This is a genomic window from Virgibacillus sp. CM-4, assembly GCF_000445495.1.
In the GTDB taxonomy this organism is placed as follows: domain Bacteria; phylum Bacillota; class Bacilli; order Bacillales; family Amphibacillaceae; genus Virgibacillus; species Virgibacillus salexigens.
Genome location: NZ_AUQA01000001.1, coordinates 133,079 through 156,051, shown reverse-complemented (window position 1 = coordinate 156,051; position 22,973 = coordinate 133,079). Strand labels below are relative to the sequence as shown.

22 protein-coding genes, 1 pseudogene and 2 other annotated features are annotated in these 22,973 nt (G+C 38.7%); of the genes and pseudogenes, 8 read left to right on the top strand and 15 right to left on the bottom strand.

Annotated elements, in window-relative coordinates; all coding sequences use genetic code 11:
• Window positions 1-3 precede the first annotated feature (3 nt).
• Entirely contained in the window at window positions 4-1,239 is a 1,236-nt protein-coding gene (locus M948_RS23310) for a hypothetical protein (protein WP_021288745.1), read from the top strand.
• Window positions 1,240-1,259: 20 nt separating this feature from the next.
• Here the strand turns inward: M948_RS23310 and M948_RS23305 are convergent, their stop codons facing one another.
• Window positions 1,260-1,601: a thioredoxin family protein gene (locus M948_RS23305; RefSeq protein WP_021288744.1), complete on the bottom strand. Its 342-nt coding sequence runs from the start codon at window positions 1,599-1,601 to the stop codon at window positions 1,260-1,262.
• A gap of 110 nt (window positions 1,602-1,711) precedes the next feature.
• Here M948_RS23305 and M948_RS43395 point away from each other — a divergent pair, with 110 nt between their 5' ends.
• Complete coding sequence (locus M948_RS43395) at window positions 1,712-1,888, top strand: hypothetical protein (RefSeq protein WP_021288743.1); 177 nt, start codon at window positions 1,712-1,714, stop codon at window positions 1,886-1,888.
• Window positions 1,889-2,081: 193 nt separating this feature from the next.
• Here the strand turns inward: M948_RS43395 and M948_RS42465 are convergent, their stop codons facing one another.
• Window positions 2,082-2,624: a CotY/CotZ family spore coat protein gene (locus M948_RS42465; protein WP_021288742.1), complete on the bottom strand. Its 543-nt coding sequence runs from the start codon at window positions 2,622-2,624 to the stop codon at window positions 2,082-2,084.
• Between the two features lie 434 nt (window positions 2,625-3,058).
• On the opposite strand from M948_RS42465, the gene M948_RS23300 reads away from it, so the two are divergent.
• Window positions 3,059-3,262 (top strand): SHOCT domain-containing protein, encoded by a 204-nt coding sequence (locus tag M948_RS23300; protein WP_101953562.1) that lies wholly within the window; start codon window positions 3,059-3,061, stop codon window positions 3,260-3,262.
• 46 nt (window positions 3,263-3,308) lie between these two features.
• On the opposite strand, the gene trpA is transcribed toward M948_RS23300, so the two are convergent.
• Genes trpA through trpE form a run of 7 tightly spaced genes read right to left on the bottom strand, consistent with a single transcriptional unit; the run spans window position 3,309 to window position 9,660 of the window.
• Window positions 3,309-4,082, bottom strand: a complete 774-nt coding sequence (gene trpA / locus M948_RS23295) for a tryptophan synthase subunit alpha (RefSeq protein WP_021288740.1) — start codon at window positions 4,080-4,082, stop codon at window positions 3,309-3,311.
• On the bottom strand, window positions 4,083-5,279 hold the full coding sequence (gene trpB / locus M948_RS23290; RefSeq protein ID WP_021288739.1) for a tryptophan synthase subunit beta: 1,197 nt from the start codon (window positions 5,277-5,279) through the stop codon (window positions 4,083-4,085).
• Window positions 5,257-5,889 (bottom strand): phosphoribosylanthranilate isomerase, encoded by a 633-nt coding sequence (locus M948_RS23285; protein ID WP_021288738.1) that lies wholly within the window; start codon window positions 5,887-5,889, stop codon window positions 5,257-5,259. The genes trpB and M948_RS23285 overlap by 23 nt, the downstream gene beginning before the upstream one ends.
• Window positions 5,879-6,664: an indole-3-glycerol phosphate synthase TrpC gene (gene trpC / locus M948_RS23280; RefSeq protein ID WP_202406577.1), complete on the bottom strand. Its 786-nt coding sequence runs from the start codon at window positions 6,662-6,664 to the stop codon at window positions 5,879-5,881. Before trpC ends, M948_RS23285 begins: the two co-directional genes overlap by 11 nt.
• A 6-nt stretch (window positions 6,665-6,670) precedes the next feature.
• Window positions 6,671-7,696, bottom strand: a complete 1,026-nt coding sequence (gene trpD / locus M948_RS23275; RefSeq protein WP_021288736.1) for an anthranilate phosphoribosyltransferase — start codon at window positions 7,694-7,696, stop codon at window positions 6,671-6,673.
• Window positions 7,680-8,279: an anthranilate synthase component II gene (locus M948_RS23270; protein ID WP_021288735.1), complete on the bottom strand. Its 600-nt coding sequence runs from the start codon at window positions 8,277-8,279 to the stop codon at window positions 7,680-7,682. The genes trpD and M948_RS23270 overlap by 17 nt, the downstream gene beginning before the upstream one ends.
• Window positions 8,260-9,660: an anthranilate synthase component I gene (gene trpE / locus M948_RS23265; RefSeq protein ID WP_021288734.1), complete on the bottom strand. Its 1,401-nt coding sequence runs from the start codon at window positions 9,658-9,660 to the stop codon at window positions 8,260-8,262. The genes M948_RS23270 and trpE overlap by 20 nt, the downstream gene beginning before the upstream one ends.
• 70 nt (window positions 9,661-9,730) lie before the next feature.
• Window positions 9,731-9,984 (bottom strand) — a binding site (T-box leader).
• A gap of 42 nt (window positions 9,985-10,026) precedes the next feature.
• Window positions 10,027-10,273, bottom strand: a binding site (T-box leader).
• Window positions 10,274-10,643: 370 nt separating this feature from the next.
• Here trpE and ddlA point away from each other — a divergent pair.
• Entirely contained in the window at window positions 10,644-11,744 is a 1,101-nt protein-coding gene (gene ddlA, locus M948_RS23260; protein WP_021288732.1) for a D-alanine--D-alanine ligase, read from the top strand.
• Window positions 11,745-11,810: 66 nt separating this feature from the next.
• Here ddlA and M948_RS23255 read toward each other — a convergent pair whose 3' ends face one another.
• From M948_RS23255 to M948_RS23245, 3 genes are all read right to left on the bottom strand, one after another.
• Window positions 11,811-12,365: a nitroreductase family protein gene (locus M948_RS23255; protein WP_021288731.1), complete on the bottom strand. Its 555-nt coding sequence runs from the start codon at window positions 12,363-12,365 to the stop codon at window positions 11,811-11,813.
• A 371-nt stretch (window positions 12,366-12,736) separates the two neighbouring features.
• On the bottom strand, window positions 12,737-13,498 hold the full coding sequence (locus tag M948_RS23250) for a DeoR/GlpR family DNA-binding transcription regulator (RefSeq protein WP_021288729.1): 762 nt from the start codon (window positions 13,496-13,498) through the stop codon (window positions 12,737-12,739).
• 96 nt (window positions 13,499-13,594) lie between these two features.
• Window positions 13,595-14,695 carry an alcohol dehydrogenase catalytic domain-containing protein gene (locus M948_RS23245; RefSeq protein ID WP_021288728.1) on the bottom strand — a complete coding sequence of 367 codons (1,101 nt, stop codon included), beginning with the start codon at window positions 14,693-14,695 and terminating at the stop codon, window positions 13,595-13,597.
• A 203-nt stretch (window positions 14,696-14,898) separates the two neighbouring features.
• Between M948_RS23245 and M948_RS23240 the strand changes: the two genes are divergently transcribed.
• The 4 genes and pseudogenes from M948_RS23240 (at window position 14,899) to M948_RS23225 (ending at window position 19,221) form a co-directional block, all read left to right on the top strand.
• Window positions 14,899-16,581, top strand: coding sequence for a ribulokinase (locus M948_RS23240; protein ID WP_021288727.1), 1,683 nt, complete (start codon window positions 14,899-14,901; stop codon window positions 16,579-16,581).
• A 194-nt stretch (window positions 16,582-16,775) separates the two neighbouring features.
• Window positions 16,776-17,813 (top strand): PTS transporter subunit IIC, encoded by a 1,038-nt coding sequence (locus M948_RS23235; RefSeq protein WP_021288726.1) that lies wholly within the window; start codon window positions 16,776-16,778, stop codon window positions 17,811-17,813.
• 73 nt (window positions 17,814-17,886) lie between these two features.
• A pseudogene (locus tag M948_RS23230) lies at window positions 17,887-18,750 on the top strand (fructosamine kinase family protein).
• Between the two features lie 18 nt (window positions 18,751-18,768).
• Window positions 18,769-19,221 carry a DUF2269 family protein gene (locus M948_RS23225; RefSeq protein WP_021288723.1) on the top strand — a complete coding sequence of 151 codons (453 nt, stop codon included), beginning with the start codon at window positions 18,769-18,771 and terminating at the stop codon, window positions 19,219-19,221.
• A gap of 145 nt (window positions 19,222-19,366) precedes the next feature.
• Here M948_RS23225 and M948_RS23220 read toward each other — a convergent pair whose 3' ends face one another.
• Genes M948_RS23220 through M948_RS23210 form a run of 3 tightly spaced genes read right to left on the bottom strand, consistent with a single transcriptional unit; the run spans window position 19,367 to window position 22,935 of the window.
• Window positions 19,367-21,259, bottom strand: coding sequence for a PTS fructose transporter subunit IIABC (locus M948_RS23220; protein WP_021288722.1), 1,893 nt, complete (start codon window positions 21,257-21,259; stop codon window positions 19,367-19,369).
• Between the two features lie 15 nt (window positions 21,260-21,274).
• A complete protein-coding gene (gene pfkB / locus M948_RS23215; protein WP_021288721.1) occupies window positions 21,275-22,186 on the bottom strand; it encodes a 1-phosphofructokinase in 912 nt (303 codons plus the stop codon).
• Window positions 22,183-22,935 carry a DeoR/GlpR family DNA-binding transcription regulator gene (locus M948_RS23210; protein ID WP_021288720.1) on the bottom strand — a complete coding sequence of 251 codons (753 nt, stop codon included), beginning with the start codon at window positions 22,933-22,935 and terminating at the stop codon, window positions 22,183-22,185. The genes pfkB and M948_RS23210 overlap by 4 nt, the downstream gene beginning before the upstream one ends.
• Between the last annotated feature and the right edge of the window lie 38 nt (window positions 22,936-22,973).

The window sequence follows — 22,973 nt, the reverse complement described above, 5'->3', positions numbered from 1 at the left end:
ATAATGGGACGATTTTGGAAATTAATACTAATACCGTTCGTTGTAATGATTTGTATTGGCGCATTTTACTTACAAAGAGCGATTGCGAACGGTCAACTGCCAGATTACGATTGGGATACTCAAAGTGGAGATGAGCAATTATTAGAAAATGTAACAATCTATGGTCACCCTATTGATCAAACGGGTGCGATGAAAATAACGAAAAATGATACGATTTATCAAAATGAGCTATTCTTTATTGAGCGAATGAACGGATTAACAACCCATCCGATTATTGAAGATTTAATTGAAGACCATCGTAATTTTATGCGTGGGAAAAGTAAAGAGCTAAACCATTTTTATGAAGATGAAGAACTTCTGGTATCCGTTGAAATAGAATCAAACAGAGAACTTAATCAGGTTAGGGAGACAGACTTCCGATTAGCCGTTGAAGTGTTTAGAAAAGATACCAAAGAAGTAAATTCCTTCAGCGTGAATATTCCAAACGAAGATGTTTACGATTATATAAGCCTATTGGATATTCGAGTAGAAAATGGCAATCTATTTGTTATTACGAATAACGATACAATGGAACCAACATCCGATCATCCATCAAATGAAACAAGGGTATATCGTTTAAATATAGCAGGAGAAAAGCTAATTAGTGAAGAGCGGTTGCTTTCTTTTGTAGGTTATGATAACAATCACCCAAATGAAGTTGCTTCTTTATTGGGTGGTGCGGAGGAAATATATTCAAATGAATACATGGCCGTGTCAGTAAGAGAAGTAAATGAGGAGGAAGTCAACAAACTCATTGTAGTAAACTTGAAAACAGAGGAACAATTCCGTGTTGATCTTCCTAAAGATACCCTTTCGCAAGAGGCATGGATAGACAAGCAGTCGAATATGTTATATTTCTGGAAAAGTACGGAAGGCGGATTAGAGATCACCCCTTATGATCTTTCAAAGCAAGCAGTACAAAATACGATAGAAGTAAAATTACCAGAATCGACATTTACTGAGCCTCGTTCATTTGATGGGAAAAATCCAGGTTCAAATGCCATTCAAGAACCCTATCGGATGAATGTGATTCGTATCCATGAAGGGAATGCCTATGTACTGAGTGGACAGAATCCGGACAAGACGGATGTTTATTTGCATGTTGTACGTCTTTCCGATGGAGAAGTCTTATATAAAGGTAAATTAGATAACCGTCAAAAAGATGTTGGGTTTGAAATTTACAATATGACCATTAGATAAGAAAAAATGTGGTTGGTTCGTTAATCCGTTCCAACCACATTTTTGTAGATACGCTTGATTTTCGCTTCGAGTAAGTCTAAATGCACAATACGTGCTTCGCGGATATATTCTTTTCCATTGACAAAGAGAAGGAGCACCGGGACGGTAAAGATGGAAAAACGACTGGCGACTTCTTCTACCAGTTCAGCTCGAATATGCACTGCTGTTATTTGTGGATAATCGGTTAATAATTGCTGTACTTGTGGTAATAGACTATGACAAACACTACATCCCTCACGCGATATAAACAGAAAAGCCAGTTCATGTTCCTCAATAAAGGAATTGATATCATTTATCTGTTTTAATTCTTGAAATGTATGCATGGCAAGACCTCCTTTTATTAGAATAACACAGAAGATATGTTTCTACTCATTCTACGTTTTACGCATGAAGAATGCAGGAATAGGTAAGTAAAAACAATGAGGTGGTATATATGAGCAATGAGCATAAACCAGAAAAACGAAAAAAAGATATAAAAGAAGATCGAACAAAATTAGATGAATTTGAAGACCAAAAGCATGTCGATGCTATTCCATTAGAAGATTTGAGAAAGGAAATGAAAGAGGAAAAACAAAAAAGAAAATCTAAAAACTCCTCTCAGAGTGAGTAAAGGGCCCGAAAAGAATGAAAACGAGCGCTCGATAATGAACCGCCAAATGATTCATTCCTTTTGGAGGAATCATCTGCTTGCAAAAATAAACGATAAAAAATCTGAACTACTTTTCGAATCTAGCTTCGGCTTTAGATGATCGTTCAGATTTTTTATCTAACTTACTTTTTTTTAGACTCCTAGGGGAGTGCATCTATTCCCATGGAGTAATGGGGTCTAAACAAGTAATTGCAAAAAAATGACTTAAATCAACGGTGATACATACGCCAGTTGCTTGAAAATCAGTGACCCTAGTATCGTCTGGAAAAAAGGCGCAAGCATGACTGCAATGCCCAGTAGAAGTTTCGTATCCATCTGATATCGGTAACAGCAGCTCAAGATTTACACAGCATTTGCTTCCCTTCGCAAAGTGTTTGGCACGGAAAATTGGTGATTCAATGCATTCAAATCCGTGGCGATGACACGAGCAAGTCTTCGAAACACCACTACCAATAAATGGTTCACAACTACATTTATCATACAACATAAAAGGGATGGTAGTATGCCTTGGTCCGTGTTTTTTCCCACGTAATTGTTCAATCGAGGTGTGACAGCTGGAATCACAATGACAGTCGTTACGTACTTCATGTTGAGCATCTATAATTCGGCGGACAATATCACAGATGCAATCCTTTCGTTGTTTTTTTGAAGAACAGCCTTTTGAACAGGTCTTTTTCTTTCTTTTATTACAACCCATATGATCTCTCCTTTTGTACAGCTAACGAATTATAATAGTTTATGCTTCGCTCTCATTTTAGCCTGTATAAAAGTCTAGTTTTTAAAAAATAAGGTAGTAGTCTAGTAAGTAATTAAAAATGTATGGATACCCTAGTGGATATGCCGATGCCTTTATAGGAATAAGTCATATGATAATATAAATCATTACAAGCTTGTATAGATTTTACCCATGAATTGTTCTCCCAGAAAAAAGCCGACTGATCCTCGGCTTTTTTCGTTTTATGTAGTTTGTTATGTGTCAATCAGCATTCTAGTGATATCGGAGTGGGCCGCTGTTAGAGGTAGATATTATTATGAGCGGCAAAAATGTAACATCAGATGGAAGCGTGTGCGCGTGAGGAAAATAATGCTTAAAATGATGAAAACGGGTTATCGTATAAATAGAGGTGATAGATGATGACTGCAATATTTATGGATCAAACCTTTCGTTTTTGGTTATCGCTTGCTTTAGTGATCATTATCCTGGGGATTCTTTTTCGCTTTCGTGCCAAAAAGAACCCAAAGAAAGATTCGCTTGAATTGTTAAAGGAACGATTTGAGCGTGGGGAAATAAGTAAGGAAGTGTATGATAGGGCACGTAAACAAAGGGGGAAATGATTAAAGAACAGAAAGAGATCGATCAGTGACCAACCTCTTTCCAGTTCTAGATGCTTGCTTGAATTAATTGTTTAATTTGTTCTGTCTTTCCTTCATGAAAAAGATCGACAATCTTGCTTCCGACGACAACGCCGTCGCAATAAGAACCAAGCTCTTTCGCTTGTTCATTAGTGGAAACGCCAAATCCGGCTAAAACAGGAACAGGACTTTGTTGTTTTACTTGTTGAAGGTATGTCTTTACCTTTGATTCATAAGAAGATCTCACGCCTGTCGTTCCAGTGACTGTAACCGCATATAGAAAGCCTTCTGATCGATGGGCCAATGTTTCAATCCGTTCACTAGAGCTAGTTAGCGCTGCAAGTCGAATCAGTGCAATTGCCCTATGTTGAAGCGCATCTGTTACCATGGCTTCCTCTTCTAATGGCAAATCTGGAATAATCAGCCCATCTATGCCAGCTTGGACACAAGAATCTGCAAATGATTCTACGCCATATTTATATATTGGGTTGATATATGCCATTACAATAATTGGCACTATACGCTTCTCTTTAAAGGATGCGAGCTTATCTAATACTGCAGTTAATGTTGTTGCATGATCTAGGGATCGTTTGCCGGCATTTTGTATGGTTGGTCCATCTGCGACGGGATCGGAAAATGGAATACCAACTTCGATAGCTGCTGCACCACATTCTTGTAAAAATAGAATGCGTTCTTCTAGGTTATCTAGGCCACCATCTCCAGCCATAATATAGGGAACGAAGAGGTTTTTATTTTCACTTTGAAGTTGATTAAGGTAATTATCTAGTTTTTCTTTCCCCATTTATTTCTCCTCCAATACTTGTTTTATTTGCTCAACATCTTTATCTCCGCGTCCAGAGAGACAAATGACCAACCTTTGATCTGAATTCATTTTTGCAGCTAATTTTTCAGCATAAGCGATCGCATGTGCACTTTCTAGTGCGGGAATAATTCCTTCGGTTTGCGACAATGATTGAAATGCAGTGACCGCTTCATCATCGGTAATCGATACATATATAACGCGCCCCGTATCATTTAAATGGCTATGTTCTGGGCCGACACCAGGATAATCTAGTCCAGCTGATATAGAAAAAGCCTCTTGAATTTGTCCATGTTCATCCTGAAGTAAATTCGTCATGGTCCCATGTAAGATCCCTGGGTTTGGATTTACTAATACGGATGCATGTTGATTCGTATCTAATCCAGCTCCCCCGGCTTCGACCCCGTACAACCTTACTTGCTTATCTTCAATAAACGGGTAAAACATTCCCATCGCATTACTGCCTCCACCTACACATGCAATCACGGCATCGGGTAATGAACCATCTTGTTTGAGGATTTGCTGTTTTGTCTCTTTGCCAATAACGGATTGAAAATCACGAACAATTTTCGGAAATGGATGAGGTCCAACTACTGATCCGAGGATATAATGGGTATCTTCGACATTCGTCACCCAATATCTTAGTGCATCATTGACAGCATCCTTTAACGTACCACTTCCGTTTTTGACACTACGTACTTCTGCACCTAATAACTCCATCCGAAATACATTTAACTTCTGTCTCCGCATATCCTCTTCACCCATAAAGACAACACATTCCAGGCCAAGAAGGGAACAAACCGTAGCAGTAGCAACTCCATGTTGTCCAGCTCCTGTTTCTGCGACTACCTTTTTCTTTCCCATTCGTAACGTTAATAGAGCCTGGCCAATGGTGTTATTTATCTTATGTGCTCCGGTATGGTTTAAATCTTCCCTTTTTAAATAGATTTGTGGACCACCAAGCTTCTTTGTTAGGTTCTCTGCATAGTATAAAGGTGTTTCTCTACCAATATATTGATTCAGGTAATAATGTAATTCCTCTACAAATGCAGGATCATTTATTGCTTCTCCATACGCCTTTTCTAATTCAAGTAGAGCGGGCATTAGTGTTTCTGGAACATATCTTCCCCCAAACTCTCCAAATCTTCCATTGGCATCAGGCATTGTGTAGGTTGTCATGGAACTCATCCTTTCGTTTAGCATTAGCTATAAATTGCTTTATTTTCTCTGGATCCTTTCTACCTTTCGTTTCTACTCCGCTTGATACATCAACAGCATATGGGCGAAGTGTTCGAATGGCCTCTCCGACATTTGCTGGTGTCAGACCACCAGCAATCATAATTTTATCCCTTGGAATTGATAAACGATTGAATAGACTCCAATCGAATGTAACACCATTACCACCTGGCCTTTCCTTTACTGGTCCGTCTAACAAATAAACATCACATGGATAGGTTTTAATACGAGATAGCTGCTGGGCATCTACGGGATATGCTTTTATAACCTGACGTTGAAGTTGCTTAGCAACGGTGGTACTCTCTTCACCGTGAAGCTGGATATAATCAAGCGGAACAAGTGAAGCAATTGTATTCATTGTTTCAATGCTTTCATTTACAAAGACACCTACTTTTTTAACTGACTGAGGCAGGTTATTTACAATGGTGGCAGCCGCTTCGGGAGTGATGGATCGCTTGCTGCCAGCAAACACAAAGCCGATGAAATCAGCACCTGCTTCAACTGCTGCCTGAGCTGCATCCATTGATTGAATGCCACATATTTTAACGCGCATGTTTTGCACTCCTTTGCTTTGCAATTTTTAAGTGATTAAACGTTTTGGATAAGTTATCGGAACGCATTAATGTTTCGCCGATAAGTAGCACCTCTGCACCGGCATCACGTGCTAAAATTGCATCTGCACGAGTTTGTAATCCACTTTCACTGATAATTAATGTATTTCTATTTTTTATACGAGCTGCTAGGTGAGTTGTTGTTCGTAAGTCTACTTCAAATGTTTTTAAATTTCGGTTATTAATTCCAATGATTGCAGGATCTAACGCTAGTAAATCCTCCAATTCCTCTAATTGATGAACTTCGCAAATGACTTCTAATTCTTTTTCCGTAGCATAATGATATAACTCGTATAATTGCTGTTTAGATAATGCAGCAACAATTAATAGGATAATGGAAGCGCCAGCAGCTTTAGCTCGGTCTATTTGGATAGGGTGAATGATGAAATCCTTACATAAGACCGGTATTTGTACAGCGTCAGAGACTGCTTGCAAATCCTGAATGGATCCTTTAAAAAAGGTAGTATCCGTTAATACGGATATAGCGGCTGCACCATTTGCTTCATATTGTTTCGCCTGCTGTACATGGTTTATCTTTGTTTTTATATCCCCTTTTGAAGGGGAGGCCCGTTTTATTTCCGATATAATCTGCACATGTGTTGAAGCGGCAATTTTGCTTTTAAAAGGGACCGGTTGTTTTGCTGAATCAAACGTCATTCCTTTGTTTACGAGTTCCTCTACTTCGATTTGTTTCTTCGCTAGGATTTTTTCCAACATTGTCACTTATACCACCTCGCTATCGTATTTTTTACTGAAATGAACTAAGTTAGTTAAACACTCCAACGCTTTTCCTGAATGAATACTTTCCTTTGCTAATTCGATTCCATGCTTGATGGAGGATGCTGTACCATGTGCATATAGTCCAAGTCCAGCATTTAAAATCACTGTATCTAAATAAGCACTGGGGTTTCCTTGCAGAACATTTTTTGTAATGGTGGCATTTTTCTTAGCATCGCCACCTTGAATTTCTTTAATGGAATATACTGGCAACCCAACTTCTTCTGGATGTAAAGTGAAGGGTTTTAGTTCACCATCCTCAAGTAAAATAAGGTGATTTTTACCTGCCAGCGATGCTTCATCCATTCCTCCAGCACCATTCACTACTAACGCTCGTTTTCTACCTAAGTTTCGTAATGCCTGTGCAACGATATGAAGTTTATCTTTACGATAGACACCGATAAATTGCGAATTTAACATAATCGGGTTCGTTAACGGTCCAATTACATTGAAAATAGTTGGTAAACCTAAATCTTTGCGCACCTTTGTAAATGGTTTTAACGCGTTATGCACATGGGGAGCGAATAAAAAAGCAATTTGATTTTGTACTAACGATTCTTCTACTTGAGAACGGGTGAAAAATAATGACACTCCCAAATATTCTAAGACATCGGCACTGCCTGTTTTACTGGAGACACTGCGGTTTCCATGTTTAGCAACAGGAACGCCGGCACCGGCAATCACAAATGCTGAAGTTGTACTAATATTAAAGCTTCCTGACATGTCTCCTCCAGTTCCGCAATTATCCATTGCGTTCACTATGGAGTCAGTGTTAAAAGCGGATTGAGATAGAATAACTTCTACTAAACCAGTAACTTCTTCTGCAGTTTCTCCTTTTACTTGTAAAGCTGTTAGTAAAGCTGCAATTTCAGATTCTGTAATAGACTCCTTGAAACAAGCAAGAGCTGCTGCCTTCATCTCTTCTATACTTAAATTATTTCCTTGAATTAATTTCTCAAGATAAGTTCTCATGGGGAGTCTCCTCTCTAAGTTCTTGAATGAAGTGATTCATTATTTTACGTCCAATCGATGTACCAATTGATTCTGGATGGAATTGTACACCATATACCGGATAAACAGGATGTTGAATCGCCATCACCGCATGGTCATCCATTGAAGTCGCCACCACTTCTAACTGTGGTGGGATGGATGCTGCTTCTAGTATATTTGAGTGATAACGCATGACTTCGAGTGGTTGAGATAAATATTGAAAAATTCCTGTTCCTTTATGCGTAATTAATGATGTTTTTCCGTGCATAATTTGGTTTGCTTGGCGAACAGAAGCTCCTAATGCTTCTCCAATAATTTGATGTCCTAAACAAACGCCTAATATTGGAAGCTGTCGATAAAATGCTTGAACTAAATCAAGACAAATTCCTGATTCTTTAGGTAGCCCTGGTCCGGGAGAAATAATGATTGCTTGTGGCTGTAGAGCATTCACTTCATCGACGGTGACGTGGTTATTACGAACTACTTGAACATCGAATCCCGCTTCAGATACGTATTGATAAATGTTGTATGTGAAAGAATCATAATTATCGACTAATAGAATCATGAGCTGGCACCTCCATAAGTGATTGGGCTTTAAATAATGTTTCTTCATATTCCTTATTCGGCTTCGAATCATAAACAATCCCTGCACCTGTTTGCAGGTATGCATAATCTTCTTTAATAACAAGCGAACGGATAGCGAGTGCAATCGTTAAGTCGTGATTAAAACTAATAAAACCAACTCCACCGCCATAGACACCACGCTGTTTATCTTCTAAATCATTAATGATTTGCATCGCTCGTATTTTAGGGGCACCAGAAACGGTACCTGCAGGTAGACAAGATTTCAGGGCATCGAATGATGTCGTATCATCTCGAAGCTCCCCGTGTACTTCTGAGACAATATGCATGACATGCTGGTATTTTTCGACCACCATATAGGTAGGAATGGTAATACTTCCGATTGCACATATTCGTCCGAGATCATTTCTGCTCAAATCAACAAGCATGCGATGTTCGGCAATTTCCTTTTCATCGTTTAGCAACTCTTTCATATGCTGTTCATCTTGTAATGCTGTTTTGCCACGCGGCCTAGTCCCAGCAATTGGATTCGTCATGACTGTTTTTCCGCTTGTTTGAATAAGGCTTTCCGGTGAAGCACCGAGTAAAAGATAGTCTTCAAAGTCAATATAGAACATATACGGAGATGGGTTTACCTTTCGTAGTTGGCGGTAAAAGGAAAAGGAATCGCCATGGACGTTTGCTTTCATTCGTTGCGATAAAACAACCTGAAAGATATCCCCGCGCTCTATATGCTGTTTAGCGATTTCTACATTTTGTTCAAAATGTTTGCGTTCGATCTCTGGATAAAAATGAAAAGTGGTTGTGCCCTGATCAGTTGTAGCCGTTGGCTGGAGTATTTGTTCCTTCATACTGTCTATACGTTTAGATAAATCAGTGCTTTGGTCGTCTGGTAATTGTATGGCAACGATATAGACGGATTCGCTAGTATGATCAAACACAATAATCTCTTGATAGAGCATTAAGTGGATATCGGGCATTTCAAGGTCATCAGGCAGATTTTCTCCGATATCTTCTACACAACGGATCGCATCGTAACCAATATATCCAATGGCTCCTCCATAAAAGGGGAGGGGGAGGTCAATTTCGATACATGGCAAGTGCTGTTCCACATAAGTTAAGGCATCTTGATTAATTTTCGTAACGGTGTTTTTTTTAGAATCGACAACCGTTGTTTGTTTCCCATCGCCAATAATTTCTTGGTAAGGATTGCAACCAATAAACGAATACTTTCCCTTTGTTTCGTGTTGAAATGTACTTTCTAGGAGAAATTTTTTGTTTCCAGTTAGCCGTTTATATAGCTCAATCGGGGTTAAGGTATCGGCATTTAACTTTAGTATTTGATGATTTGTTTTAGTTGGCATGTCTTTCATCCTTTCCTTTCTGTTTTTCGTTTCATAAAAAAAGTCCTCTATAAACACATCAGTTGTGTTTATAGAGGACGATTATGGGACCGCGGTGCCACCTCTGTTGAAAAGCAAATGCTTTTCATCTTTGTTCGAATACGGGATCTAATACAATCCGATATTCTATCCGTGTAACGGCGGAACTCCGTGTTTCCCTACTACTTATTTCAAGAAACCTCTTGTAAGTCCATTCAGCAGGGTAGATCGTGCTAGCATCCCAGCATCACTAGCTCTCTTTGAACGACCTAATCCTTGCTTACTCCTCTTACGCAACGATTTTCATTATTTAATTACGTACACGAAAACGAAAAAGCCCCTCATCCAAAAAAGGACGAGGGGACCGTGGTACCACCTTTATTAGCTAAATACAGCTCACTTTGACAATAGGAAGCTAAAACTGCTGCCTATCTGTCTCAGGTAACGATAAGACGAATTCGCCAAAGCCTACTGCAATTATGGTTCGGTTTGGAAGCTCAGAAGTCCATTCTTCTAATGAATCACACTGATTCTCACCAGCCATCAGCTCTCTTATGAGTTCAATTAGAATACTACTCTTCTTCAATGCTTAAGTTGATTAAGTTTATTGTCATTAATACTAAGAGAGTTTTTTCAAAAAGTCAACCCCATTTTTGCTTTTTTTGGAATATAATTGATTTACTATATGAGGAGCATGCAATGAAATGAATCATATTCATTCCTTTGGATTTGAGATATAATTGACAATAAAATAGTACTTTCTTATCCAAGCCACTTTGTGCTATTTTTAATATAGCCTTCATCCTTAAAATGGTTGAATGGTCAAAAATTTTAGCGCTAATTATTGTTATTTTTCTGTGAAAATCATTAGGATTCACATAGGTTAGGAGAAAAGCAACCGATGTAAAAGTTAAACCATTCGTTGCATGTTATAGGTTGTGTATTGTAGGAAAGGACGGAGGAGAATGGAAAAGAAAAAGGTGGGTATCATCTTTGGTGGTAAGTCTGCTGAGCATGAAGTATCGCTTCAATCAGCTAAAAATATTGTAGATGCAATTGATAGGGATAAATACGAAGTTGTGTTAATTGGAATTGATAAAGAAGGAAAATGGCATTTGAATGACCAATCATCTTATTTATTGCATGCAGAAAATCCAAAACTTATTCAATTAAATAAATCGAACGATACAGTAGCTGTAATACCTGGAGAACGTGATAACCAGTTCATTCATGCATCAACTTCGTTACAAGTAGACCAACTTGATGCTGTTTTCCCTATTGTTCACGGGACGTTAGGGGAAGATGGCAGCCTGCAAGGGATGCTGCGACTAGCGAATATTCCATTTGTAGGATCAAGTGTGTTAGGTTCTTCGGTATGTATGGATAAGGATATTGCGAAGCGTCTCTTACAGGCTGCAGGAATCAATGTAGCTAAAGGAATGGTATATTCTAAAGCGAAAAAGCATCAAATATCGTATTCGGATGCAGTTGATCAGCTTGGGACTCCAATCTTTATCAAACCAGCCAATCAAGGATCTTCGGTAGGTGTAACAAAGGCTGCGACAGAAGAAGCGTTTTACAAAGGTATTGAAGAGGCGTTTCAATATGATCATAAAGTTGTGGTAGAAGAAAATATAATTGGTAGGGAAATCGAATGTGCTGTATTAGGCAATACAGAACCAAGAGCTTCGTTGCTTGGTGAGATTCTACCCCAAACGGAATTTTATTCGTATGAATCAAAATATATTGATGAAAAGGGAGCGGATTTAGCAATCCCAGCGGATGTTTCAGAAGAAACAACCAAGCGCGTTCAAGAAGAAGCGATTAGGGCATTTGAAGCTCTTGAATGTGAAGGATTGGCTCGAGTTGATTTCTTCATCACAGAAGATGAAGCGATTTATGTTAATGAAGTGAATACACTTCCTGGGTTTACAAAAATTAGTATGTATCCAAAGCTTTGGGAAATTAGTGGTCTCTCCTATAAAGAGTTAATTCATACATTAATTGAACTTGCTATGGAAAGACATGAGCAGGATAACCAATTAAAAAGTACAAAGTGGGAGTAAGCTGCTTTTATGTATCAATATAAAAAAGGCTGCTGCATCAAGATGCAGCAGCCCTTTTTTATGCTTTTAAAAAAGCGAGAATTTTTCTTCAATAGGGGTCCGTTCTTTGACAGCAGGTTTTTCGTCAAAATAGCCTAAATGTAGGAAGCCAATAATTTTTTCATTTTCTTTCAGTTGTAATAAGTCATTTACTGCAGGATCATATATATGCGGATTTGTTTTCCAAACAACGCCTAATTGTTTCTCCCATGCTAATAGCCAGAAATTTTGAACCATACAAGCAACGGCACCATAATTCTCCTCCCACTGCTTTTGAATTTCTGCTTCTTCCATGACGACGACTAATATAGCATTTGGTTCATTCAAATAATCTTCACGGTTTTTTTGTCTTTCTTCAGGATAAGTTGCCGCGACTTTTTTGGCAAAATCAGGACGTTTATTCTGTCCGACGAAGATAAAACGCCAAGGTTGTCTCATCCCATGGTTGGGAGCCCAAATAGCATCTTGGAGTAGTTCTAATATCGTCTCTTTCTTTACTTCTTTATTATTATAGCCTTTTTTAACCGCACGGCGTTCACGGATAACCTTAGCCAGCTGTGATTTAGTTGCTGTATATTCCATGTAATACATCTCCTTATATACATGCTGCATTATATTCGAACAATTGATAATTATTTTCAATGAAAATTGTAGCCGATAAGAAGGAGAAAAGCAAATCTTCATACATTAGGTAGAATTCTGTTGATATATGCATGCGCATAGTAGTCTATTCAACCTTATCGGAAGATGTTACAACATGGAATAATAGGATTAACCCTAATGATAGGTGCTGAGCTCATGTTTTAATAGTCCCATCCATAATAGAGTTCTGAAATTCACGTCTAACTCTTGATTTTCAATAGGTCTTAGAAATACTCTGGACAATTCGAGAAACTTCATCATAGAGAAGTCGAAATTCTTTGGCATGTATCCCCCTTTCCGTTAATAAGTGGTCAAACTGTATATACGGTAAGTCCAGCATCTCTAAACTGCTGGATTTGTGCTTCTGATGCCTCTTTACCAGTGATTAGTTTATTTATTCGATCTATAGGTGATACCGTATGAAGCGAAACACCACCTAGTTTTGTGTGATCGGTTACAACGATAGTCTCTTCTGCAGCCTCAATCATGCTTTTTTTTGCCGATATAAGTTGTTCATCAAAATGTGTTAACCCACGTTTCGGATGAAATGCAGGGATGGCAACAAATGCTTTTGAAACATACAAGTTGTTTAACACGCTATCTGTATAGACCCCGTTAAGAATGTAGCTGTCCGGAAAGAGAATCCCGCCAGTTACAATTACCTTGATGGAAGCACATGCTTTAAATTCAGCGGCAATATTGATATCATTCGTAACGATGGTGATATTTACTTTATTCGTTAACTCTTGAGCAATTTGATAGGTGGTCGTCCCTGAATCAAGAATGATATTATCACCTTCATCCACCATCGAAGCTGCCTGCTTAGCTATTCGTTGTTTCTCATCAATCCGTTCACTTGCACGTATGGTAAATGTTGGCTCTGAACTTACATCTTCTACTAACACCACTCCGCCATGAGTTCTTCTAAGCTTTCCTTCTTTTTCAATTTCATTTAGGTCTCTTCGTATCGTCGCCTCATGAACCTGGAAAGTGGAAGATAGCTCAGCTACCGATGCGGTTTCTTTGTGCTTAACATATTCTATGATTTTTAGCTTTCTTTCTGCTGCGAGCAAGGCAATTAACTCCTTTAACAAAATACTAGTTAATGCTAGTCTAGCATACATGTAATTGATTATTCACTTTTGCTCATACTGACGTATTAGATAATTTTACGACCATTTAAAATCTAGTATAGTTTTTTTCCAGCCTTTATGGTTCGAAGCATCATTCATTGCGTTTTGAAAATCATGGGCGCTATATATAGAAGTATAATGATCGGGGATAATTTCTTTTAGTGCATGTTGGTAGTTAAGATTTTCAAAGGCTTCCATAACAGCATGGTAATCTGGTACGGAACTTCTACTGCTACCATATAAAGAAATCCCTTTCTCAAGAATATCTCTCGTATTAATTGGCACTCTATCCTCAGAAACACCCATTAGGATTAACGAGCCTCCTGGATATAACAAATTAATCGCCTGATTAATGGCTGATTCACTAAATATCCCTCCAGTACAATCAATGGCAACGTCTATTCCGTTTGTCTTTTTAAAATCAACCTCATGTACTAACTGACAGGTTGCAAAAGTGAAGTGAGATAATTTTTCAGGTATTGCACCGAAAACAAGTAAACGAGAATAATCGACCCCGAACAGGAAGCGTAGCATGGCAGCAGTCAAATATCCAACTGGTCCATCTCCAAAGACAGCTATTCTGGTACTGTTTGCGTTTAATGTTCCTTTAAGAGGATGTAATGCATGGTAAGATACGGTACAAAGTTCACTTAGAACTGCAATTTCATCTGGTATGTGTTCCGGTATAGGTATTGCGCATGATGAAGGTACCACAACACGATGTTGCGCAATGCCATCATAACCACTTCCCATAAATGAACTTTTTTCGCAGTAGTTATCCGGATTACCTTTACGGCAAGAGTTACAACAGGCTTCTTTTTCATTTCCTTTGAGTAAATAGTTTGGTAGATTTGGTACGATCACGACACGTTGACCGAATTGGAATTCCGAATCATTACTTTCAACGATGGTTCCAATTCCCTCATGCAATAAAGCCATTGGTAACTTTTTAGCCAAAGCTTCTGGTTTTCTTAACCCAGCATAATAACGTATATCCGCATGACAAATGCTAGCTAAAGTGGGTTCGATGACTACATAACCTGCTTTTATATCTTTTTTTTGAACGTTTTCTTGAATCTTGCCTGGCTGTAGGAGCTGATATGTTTTGGATGAAATGGAATGTAAGGTTCTAGCCATAATAATACCTCCTCATATCTTGTTTTTTATCTATCTTAATGTTCATTTATGCTTATGTCAATATAAAACAAACATAAATGAACAGTAATAATTAGGTTTTTAATACATAATCACGAATATATTTATTTCATTGTTGCTCGAATTTGCTCGTTTTGATAAAATGAGTTTATGTGAAAGGGGTTTCGATACAGGGAGGGGATGAAATGGTGGATAACTATTTTTCGATCGGAATAGATTTTGGAACGGAATCGGGAAGGGTTCTGCTTGTAAATGTGCATAGCGGTTCAATTGAGGCGATAAAAGTTATTCCCTACAGGCATGGTGTGATTGAAGATACGTTGCCTATTAATAAACAACGAATTCCGAAAGGGAGTGTGCTTCAACATCCCGGGGATTATTTGCATGTATTGAAAGAGGGTGTTGCGCATGTACTTGCTGAATCAAAAGTCAATCCAACACATATCATCGGTATCGGTGTTGATTTTACTTCTTCAACAATCGTGCCGGTGGATCATACATTAACGCCATTATGTTTTTACTCTAACTATCATCAATCACCGCATTCATGGGTGAAGTTATGGAAACACCACCATACAAAGGCAGAAACAGAAAAGATTTATCGTGTAGCCACACAACGAAAAGAAAAGTGGATGCGGAAATTAGGCTATAATATATCTGAAGAATGGATGATTCCTAAGATTCTTGAAGTGTTTGAACAAGATAGAGAAATATATACCCATACAGCCTATTACTTAGAAGCGGTTGATTGGATTGTATCAACACTTGCATCGAAAGTATCAAGAAATAATTGTTCATTAGGATTTAAAGCGTTTTGGAATGAAAAAGATGGCTATCCAGAAGAGTTTTTCACTGCAATAGACCCGGTGTTTGGAAAGACAATTCTTCCAAAACTAGCAGGAGAAGTAAAAAATATTGGGGAATGTGCGGGGTATTTAACAGAGGAATGGGCCAGAAAACTTTCACTACCTGTAAATCTTCCTATATCAACAGGAATTATTGATGCTCATTCAGCAGTGCTTGGAACAGGCGTTTACCAAAGTGGAGAGCTATTAATGGTAATGGGAACGTCAACTTGTCATATGATGTTACATTCTGAAGAAAAGGAGATTCCGGGAATATCTGGAGTGGTTAAAGATGCCATTATCCCAGGCTTATACGCTTATGAAGCTGGACAGTCAGCAGTGGGTGATCTGTTTGGGAGTTATATTAAGAACCATGTACCCGAATCATACAAACAGGAAGCTGACAAACAGGGGGTTTCCATGTTTGACTATTTAGAGAAAAAAGCTGTTAAACTTTCACCAGGGGAGAGTGGATTAATAGCATTGGATTGGCATAATGGTAATCGCTCTATTTTATCGAATACGGATCTTTCTGGTTGTTTAATTGGCCTAACACTTCATACGAAACCTGAAGCCATTTTTCGAGCGTATTTAGAAAGTACAGCTTTTGGAGCGAATATGATTATTGGAGCTTATCGTGATTGGGGAATGGACGTAAGAGAAGTGGTAGCTTGCGGCGGATTACCACAAGCAAACAAACTATTAATGCAGTTATATGCTGATATATTAAATATGCCAATTCATGTATCCCAATCAAATTACGCTCCGGCAATTGGGGCGGCAATATTAGGTGCTGTTGCAGCAGGGAGGATCAATAACGGATACGATGATATGGAGGCAGCTATTCGTTACATGGCTCAACCAATAGAAAAAACGTATTATCCAATAAAGAAACATGTGGAAGTTTATCAACAGCTCTTCGCTCATTACAAGGAATTGCATGACTACTTTGGGATGAAACGGTTATCGATGATGCGAAATTTAAAGCATGGAATTGATAAAGAAACAGAGACTGTATATTAAGAAAGATGTGTTTCACAATTTTGATGAACAGTACGAAAGCATGACAATGAGCTGTCTATGGTGCAGCTCTTTTTTGTTTGTATAAATAGTACTTGATTATGGGAGCGTTTTAGCGTAATAATAGAGATTGGACGCGAACGTGTGAGGAGATACTGAAATATTTGTGAAATAAATCACAAAAGGAGGGTAATCAGATGCGGGATTTTTTAAAGCGTAAAGGCGTTTCGTTATCTGGGAGAACCTATTTTATTACAGCTTTAGGTTATATGGCGTTAGGTTTGTTTTCATCATTAATTATTGGACTTATAATTAAAACAATCGGAGAACAAATTATTATTAATTTTTCCCCAAGTATTGCCCAAACACTGATTGAAATGGGCAGCTTTGCGATGGAAACGAAAATAATGGGCGGCGCAATCGGGGTAGCTATTGCTTATGGACTAAAGGCACCGCCATTAGTGCTGTTCTCTGCTTTATTTGCCGGAGCGTTCGGAGCGGAATTAGGTGGTCCAGCTGGCAGCTATGTGACTGCATTATTAGCCACAGAAGTTGGAAAACTTGTCTATCAAGAGACGAAAGTGGACATAATTGTTACTCCATTTGTAACGATTGTATTCGGTTTTACAATAGGAACTTTTGTTGGTCCAGCAATTAATCAATTTATGATTGGGTTTGGAGAGATGATTAATTGGTCCACAGAGCAACAGCCATTCATCATGGGAGTGCTAGTTGCTGTGCTTATGGGGATAGCATTAACTGCTCCAATTTCATCAGCAGCTATTGCTATCATGCTATCCTTGGATGGATTGGCAGCAGGTGCTGCTGCTATAGGTTGTTCTGCTCAAATGGTAGGCTTTGCGATAGCAAGTTATCGTGATAACGGCTTTGGCGGGGTAATCGCCCAAGGTGTAGGAACTTCTATGCTTCAAGTTGCAAATATTGTAAAAAAACCAATCATTCTGTTACCTCCAACACTTGCTGGTGCGATCTTGGCACCATTTGGAACGGTTTGGCTTGAACTAACAAATAATGCCTCTGGAGCAGGAATGGGAACGAGTGGTTTTGTTGGTCAAATTATGACGTTTGAATCGATGGGATTTTCAATGGATGTTTTTTGGGCAGTGCTAGTGCTGCATATAATAGCTCCAGCAATTATTAGTTTTTTACTAGCCGAAATACTACGAAGAAAAGGCTGGATTAAGCCAGGGGACATGAAGATAACATATGAATAAGGTTTATCATGAATCTGGATCATGATAGGATGTGTACAATTCATTTGTATAATCATAAAGGAGTATCTATAACATGAATACTTTATTCAAAAGTGCGCTAGAGAGGGCAGGGGATAGTAGTACCTTGCTTACAATCAAAAAAGTGGCTGGCGGTTCGATTAATGAAAGCTATATTGTTGAAACTAAGAAAAGGAGCTACTTTGTTAAGTATCATAAAGATGCCCCCGAACGTTTTTTTGAACTGGAAGCTAAAGGGCTGCAATTGATAAAATACACAAACACAATTGATGTACCAGAGGTTATTGATTATTCAGATGAACAGGAGGAAGCTTACTTAGTGCTTGAACATGTACAAGGAGAGCGTAATAATCATACGGAGAGACTGTTAGGGGAACGCCTTGCTGGGTCACATCAAACCATAGGACAAGCTCATGGCTTTAGAGAACCAACATTTATTGGTACGTTAACGCAGCCTAATGGATTGTATGACAGTTGGCTGGAGTATTATCGCGATCGTCGATTAGCTGCTCAGTTGAAGTTAGGGATAAGAAATAAGCGAATGGTTGGTAAGCGTAAAAAGAAATTAGAGAATTTACTGAATCATTTGGATCAGTGGATTCCTAGAGACATTGAACCTTCCTACTTACATGGAGATCTATGAGGAGGGAATTGGATCGTTGGGGGAGATGGGCATCCTTATTTAATTGATCCTTCATTCTTATATGGGGACCGACATTTTGAATTGGCATTTACTGAAGTATTTGGGGGATTTTCCGAGCAATTCTATCAAGCATACGAAGCTACATATCCAACGAGCAATCATTACCAATCGTGCAAGAAAGTATATCAGCTCTATTATCTACTTGTACATTTAAATCTATTTGGAGAAATGTACGGCTCAGAAGTGGATGCAATTCTTAACCATTATGTTCGCTGACTATCCGGGGGCATTAAAATGACTTTTTACGATCTTCTTGCTTTCGTTCATATATTCTCCGCTATTTTAGGGCTAGGTCCTGGTTTTATGATGATTCCTGTCGTCTCGAAAGCAAAAACTATGGAAGAACTACGCTATGCTTTTGCTATCAGGGGAAGACTCCATCGTTGTGTAATGATAGGAGGAACTTTGTTATTAGTAACAGGTTTAATAATGGGAAGTCTTCGACCACATTTATTCACAGAAGGTTGGTATGTACTAAGTTTAGCTTTATTCCTAATAGGATTAGCATTCGGACCATTGGTGTTGTCGCCAAAATCAAAACCAATAAAGAAATTATTGAATGAATATCAAGGAAAAAATATCCCGGTGGCGTATGATCAACTTTCACGTAAGTTATTCTTCTACGAAAACATCGAGAACTTTTTATTTTTACTTATTATCGTATTAATGTTTAGTAAGCCATTTTAGTAATAAAAATAGCAGCACACTTTAGTGTGCTGCTTTACAGGCTGTCGACTTTTTGACAGTCGTTTTAAATAAAAGAACGGTACTTGATCATGGTGTCAATTTTGAGTGTATAAATCAAAGATTTGGAGTTAGAACTCGTCTGTATTTAAGCCCCTATTTTTTTCTTTAGTACTCCTGCTAGTAAGGCAGTGACTATTGCACCAATAATGATTGCTAGACCGTAGAGGAGTGCAGAAGAAACGCCGCCTTCGACTAGTCCAATTACAAAGATTCCACCATGTGGTGCACGTAGTCCAATATCGAATAACATCGTGAGCCCGCCTGTAATGGCTGCCCCGGTCATAACGGATGGAATTACTCGAGCAGGGTCCGCTGCAGCGAATGGAATAACTCCTTCGGTGATAAAGCATGCACCAAGTACATAAGAAGTTTTACCTGCTTCTCGTTCTGTTTGCGTAAAACGATTTTTAAAAAACGTCGTCGCTAAGGCCATACCTAAAGGTGGTACCATACCGGCTGCCATTACAGTTGCAATAAACGAGTAATTTCCAGCATCTAGCATTGCGATGCCGAAAGTGTAAGCTGCCTTGTTAACAGGTCCTCCAAGATCAAATGCCATCATGGCCCCCAACAATAGTCCTGCCAGAATTTGATTTGTTCCTCCCATTCCTTCTAAGAAGGAAGAAATACTTGTGTAAACTTGTGTAAGAGGGGGATTTATCGTCATCATGATCAACCCAGTAACAGCAATACTAATTAATGGATAAAATAAGACAGGCTTTAAACCCTCTAATGCTTCTGGTAATCGGGAAAGTATCTTTTTTATTAATAAGGTAATGTATCCTGCTAGAAATCCGGCGATTAACCCTCCGAGAAATCCAGAACCCCCATCTGCTCCTTCAACCCCAGATACAGTAACGGCAATTAATCCACCTATCATTCCGGGGGCAAACCCTGGACGATCGGCTATGCTAGAAGCGATAAACCCAGCAAGCACTGGCACCATGAGGAAGAATGCTTTACCCCCGCCTATTTCATTTAACATGGCAGCGAATACATTATACTGATCGCTGTCAGGGTTGCTTGATTCTACGCCCCAAAAGAATGAGAGGGCAATTAGAATTCCTCCACCTACAACAAATGGAAGCATATTGGAAACGCCGTTCATGAGATGTTTGTAAAAGCCATTTTTTCCTTCCTTTTCTTTAGAACCATTACTGTGTGCTTCTTGGTAAATAGGTGCCTCTTTTTGGATGGCACGTTTTAGCAAATCCTCTGCTTCATGAATGGCTTTACCTACAGGTACCTGAATAACAGGTTTTCCATGAAAGCGAGCCATTTCTACTTTTGTATCAGCAGCGACGATGATAGCGTCAGCAGCTTCGATGTCTTGCTTGGTTAGTTGGTTTTTTACCCCACCTGAACCATTCGTTTCAATTTTAATAGAAGTACCCATGTCTTTCGCAGTCTCAGATAATTTTTCAGCAGCCATATATGTGTGAGCAATCCCTGTAGGACATGCGGTTACTGCTAATAGCTGTTGGTTGGTTGAATTGGTACCTTTATTAGATTCTTCATCCACGTCTAATTCTTTCTTGCTTATCGCTTGCAGGACCTGAGAGATATCCGCAGCTTCATATAATTTGGTTCGGAATGTTTCATCCATCAAGAACGTTGATAATCGAGATAATGCTTCAAGATGTTCATTATTCGCGCCATCTGAAGCGGCTATCATAAAGAATAGATGCGACGGTTCTCCATCAAGTGAATTATAATCAATTCCAGATAGTGACCTACCAAATACAATAGCGGGTGTTTTTATTGCAGATGATTTGGCGTGAGGGATGGCAATCCCTTCGCCGATTCCGGTAGTACTTTGAGCCTCCCTTGCAAAGATATCTTTATGAAAAGCCTGTTTATCTATTAATTTACCAGTTTTGTTTAATTGATCTATGAGTTCATTCAATACCGCTTCTTTGGTGTTCGCTTGTAGATCTAATAAGATCGTATCATCACCTAATAATTCCGTAATCTTCATTTATTTACCCCCCATTTATACCTGTGTTATGGATACGCGATCTATTAAATGCTCGATATGTGATTTATCGCATAAGTCGTGACTGAACGCCGTAGCACTTCCTGCTGCTACCGCATAGCGAAAAGCTTCTTGGCTTTCTTGGTTAATTAAATAAGATGCTAAGAATCCAGCTACCATTGAGTCTCCAGCTCCTACCGTGTTTATTACGTTTCCTTGTGGCGATTCAGCTACCAAAGTAGTATCCTCGTTAACTAAAATAGCGCCCTTTTCTCCCATAGAAACCATTACATGCTTAATACCTGTACGCATAATTTGCTTTGCACGATCAATTACTTGCTCTGTCGTGTGAAGTTTCGTGTTAAATAATGCTTCCAGCTCTGTTTGGTTCGGTTTAATCAAAAAAGGTTCTGTCTGCAATAATTGATGTAATGCTTTCCCTGATGTATCAATTACTAAATGTACTCCTTTGCGATTGCAAGTAGCAGCTATCGCTTCGTAGAAGGATGAGTCAATGGTTTCTGGGAGACTCCCAGCTAATAAAAACCAATCGTTTTTTTGAAATTGTTCTATTTTTGTAAGTAGCGCACGCTGTTGTTGTTTTGAAATAATTGGTCCTGGTCCATTTAACTCTGATTCCTTTTCTGCCTTAATCTTTACATTAATCCGCGTAATTTCATTGGTTGCTATAAAGTCTGTTTGAATCCCTTCTACAGTCAATGCTTGTTGAATAAACTCGCCAGTAAAACCACCTGCAAATCCGAGTGCTGTAGTAGATATACCTAAACGATGGAGTACTCTCGACACATTAATCCCTTTTCCGCCTGGATAATAATGAACATGTTCCGTTCGGTTCAGCTCTCCCGGTTTAAAGGTTGGTAGATGGATTGTATAATCGATTGATGGTGTCATTGTGCAGGTATATATCATTGGTTTGCCACCTTTACTGTTGTTAAGTCGGAGAAAATTTTGTACGCTTCTTCAGAAAGGTGACAAGTAATGAGGGCGGCATCGCTTATATCAGCTATTTTTGCAAAACTAACGTTATTTCTTTTCGTTTGGTCAGCCAACATGAACGTTTCAAGAGCATATGCACTTGCTTGTCTCTTTGTACTTGCTTCTTCAGGATCAGGAGTTGTATAACCGAATTGTTTATGGAATCCATTTACACCTAAGAAGCTTTTATCAAAACGATAATTGCTAATTGATTGAATGGTTTGGGCTCCAATTAGAGCTCCTGTTTTGGTCTTTATATATCCTCCTGTAACATAAGTAGGGATGCCATAATTCATTAAAGCTTCTACATGAGTCAGACCATTTGTAACTACAACAACCTCTTTATCTTTAAGAAAAGGAATCATTTGCATCGTAGTCGTACCGGCATCAAGGAATATGCAATCTCCTTTATTCAAGAGGGAAACAGCATATTGAGCAATTTGAACCTTCTCGTGAAGGTTTTTGGTGGATTTTTCTTTGATACTGAATTCCTGTAACTTCCGTTTAGGTAAAGTGGCACCACCGTGAATTCGAACTAATTTATCTTGTGCTTCTAGCTCGGTTAAATCTCTGCGAATCGTTGATTCAGAAGCGTATGTTAACTCGATAATATCTTTTATTGTAAGGTTTTTATATTTCGTTAATTGTTCTAAAATAAGGGAATGTCTTTCTGTAGTCAGCATTTGAATTCCTCCTATATCGATTACGTATTCAGTATATA

Excerpts from the sequence above, each read along its gene's own strand:
- pfkB (WP_021288721.1), bottom strand. The coding sequence starts at position 22,186 with ATGATATATACCTGCACAATGACACCATCAATCGATTATACAATCCAT.
- trpC (WP_202406577.1), bottom strand. The coding sequence starts at position 6,664 with ATGTTGGAAAAAATCCTAGCGAAGAAACAAATCGAAGTAGAGGAACTC.
- M948_RS23310 (WP_021288745.1), top strand. The coding sequence starts at position 4 with ATGGGACGATTTTGGAAATTAATACTAATACCGTTCGTTGTAATGATT.
- trpD (WP_021288736.1), bottom strand. The coding sequence starts at position 7,696 with ATGAGAACTTATCTTGAGAAATTAATTCAAGGAAATAATTTAAGTATA.
- M948_RS23285 (WP_021288738.1), bottom strand. The coding sequence starts at position 5,889 with ATGCGCGTTAAAATATGTGGCATTCAATCAATGGATGCAGCTCAGGCA.
- M948_RS23210 (WP_021288720.1), bottom strand. The coding sequence starts at position 22,935 with ATGCTGACTACAGAAAGACATTCCCTTATTTTAGAACAATTAACGAAA.
- M948_RS23270 (WP_021288735.1), bottom strand. The coding sequence starts at position 8,279 with ATGATTCTATTAGTCGATAATTATGATTCTTTCACATACAACATTTAT.
- M948_RS23255 (WP_021288731.1), bottom strand. The coding sequence starts at position 12,365 with ATGGAATATACAGCAACTAAATCACAGCTGGCTAAGGTTATCCGTGAA.
- M948_RS43395 (WP_021288743.1), top strand. The coding sequence starts at position 1,712 with ATGAGCAATGAGCATAAACCAGAAAAACGAAAAAAAGATATAAAAGAA.
- ddlA (WP_021288732.1), top strand. The coding sequence starts at position 10,644 with ATGGAAAAGAAAAAGGTGGGTATCATCTTTGGTGGTAAGTCTGCTGAG.
- M948_RS23305 (WP_021288744.1), bottom strand. The coding sequence starts at position 1,601 with ATGCATACATTTCAAGAATTAAAACAGATAAATGATATCAATTCCTTT.
- M948_RS23220 (WP_021288722.1), bottom strand. The coding sequence starts at position 21,259 with ATGAAGATTACGGAATTATTAGGTGATGATACGATCTTATTAGATCTA.
- M948_RS23225 (WP_021288723.1), top strand. The coding sequence starts at position 18,769 with ATGACTTTTTACGATCTTCTTGCTTTCGTTCATATATTCTCCGCTATT.
- M948_RS23240 (WP_021288727.1), top strand. The coding sequence starts at position 14,899 with ATGGTGGATAACTATTTTTCGATCGGAATAGATTTTGGAACGGAATCG.
- M948_RS23235 (WP_021288726.1), top strand. The coding sequence starts at position 16,776 with ATGCGGGATTTTTTAAAGCGTAAAGGCGTTTCGTTATCTGGGAGAACC.
- trpE (WP_021288734.1), bottom strand. The coding sequence starts at position 9,660 with ATGCCAACTAAAACAAATCATCAAATACTAAAGTTAAATGCCGATACC.
- M948_RS23245 (WP_021288728.1), bottom strand. The coding sequence starts at position 14,695 with ATGGCTAGAACCTTACATTCCATTTCATCCAAAACATATCAGCTCCTA.
- trpB (WP_021288739.1), bottom strand. The coding sequence starts at position 5,279 with ATGACAACCTACACAATGCCTGATGCCAATGGAAGATTTGGAGAGTTT.
- M948_RS23300 (WP_101953562.1), top strand. The coding sequence starts at position 3,059 with ATGATGACTGCAATATTTATGGATCAAACCTTTCGTTTTTGGTTATCG.
- trpA (WP_021288740.1), bottom strand. The coding sequence starts at position 4,082 with ATGGGGAAAGAAAAACTAGATAATTACCTTAATCAACTTCAAAGTGAA.
- M948_RS42465 (WP_021288742.1), bottom strand. The coding sequence starts at position 2,624 with ATGGGTTGTAATAAAAGAAAGAAAAAGACCTGTTCAAAAGGCTGTTCT.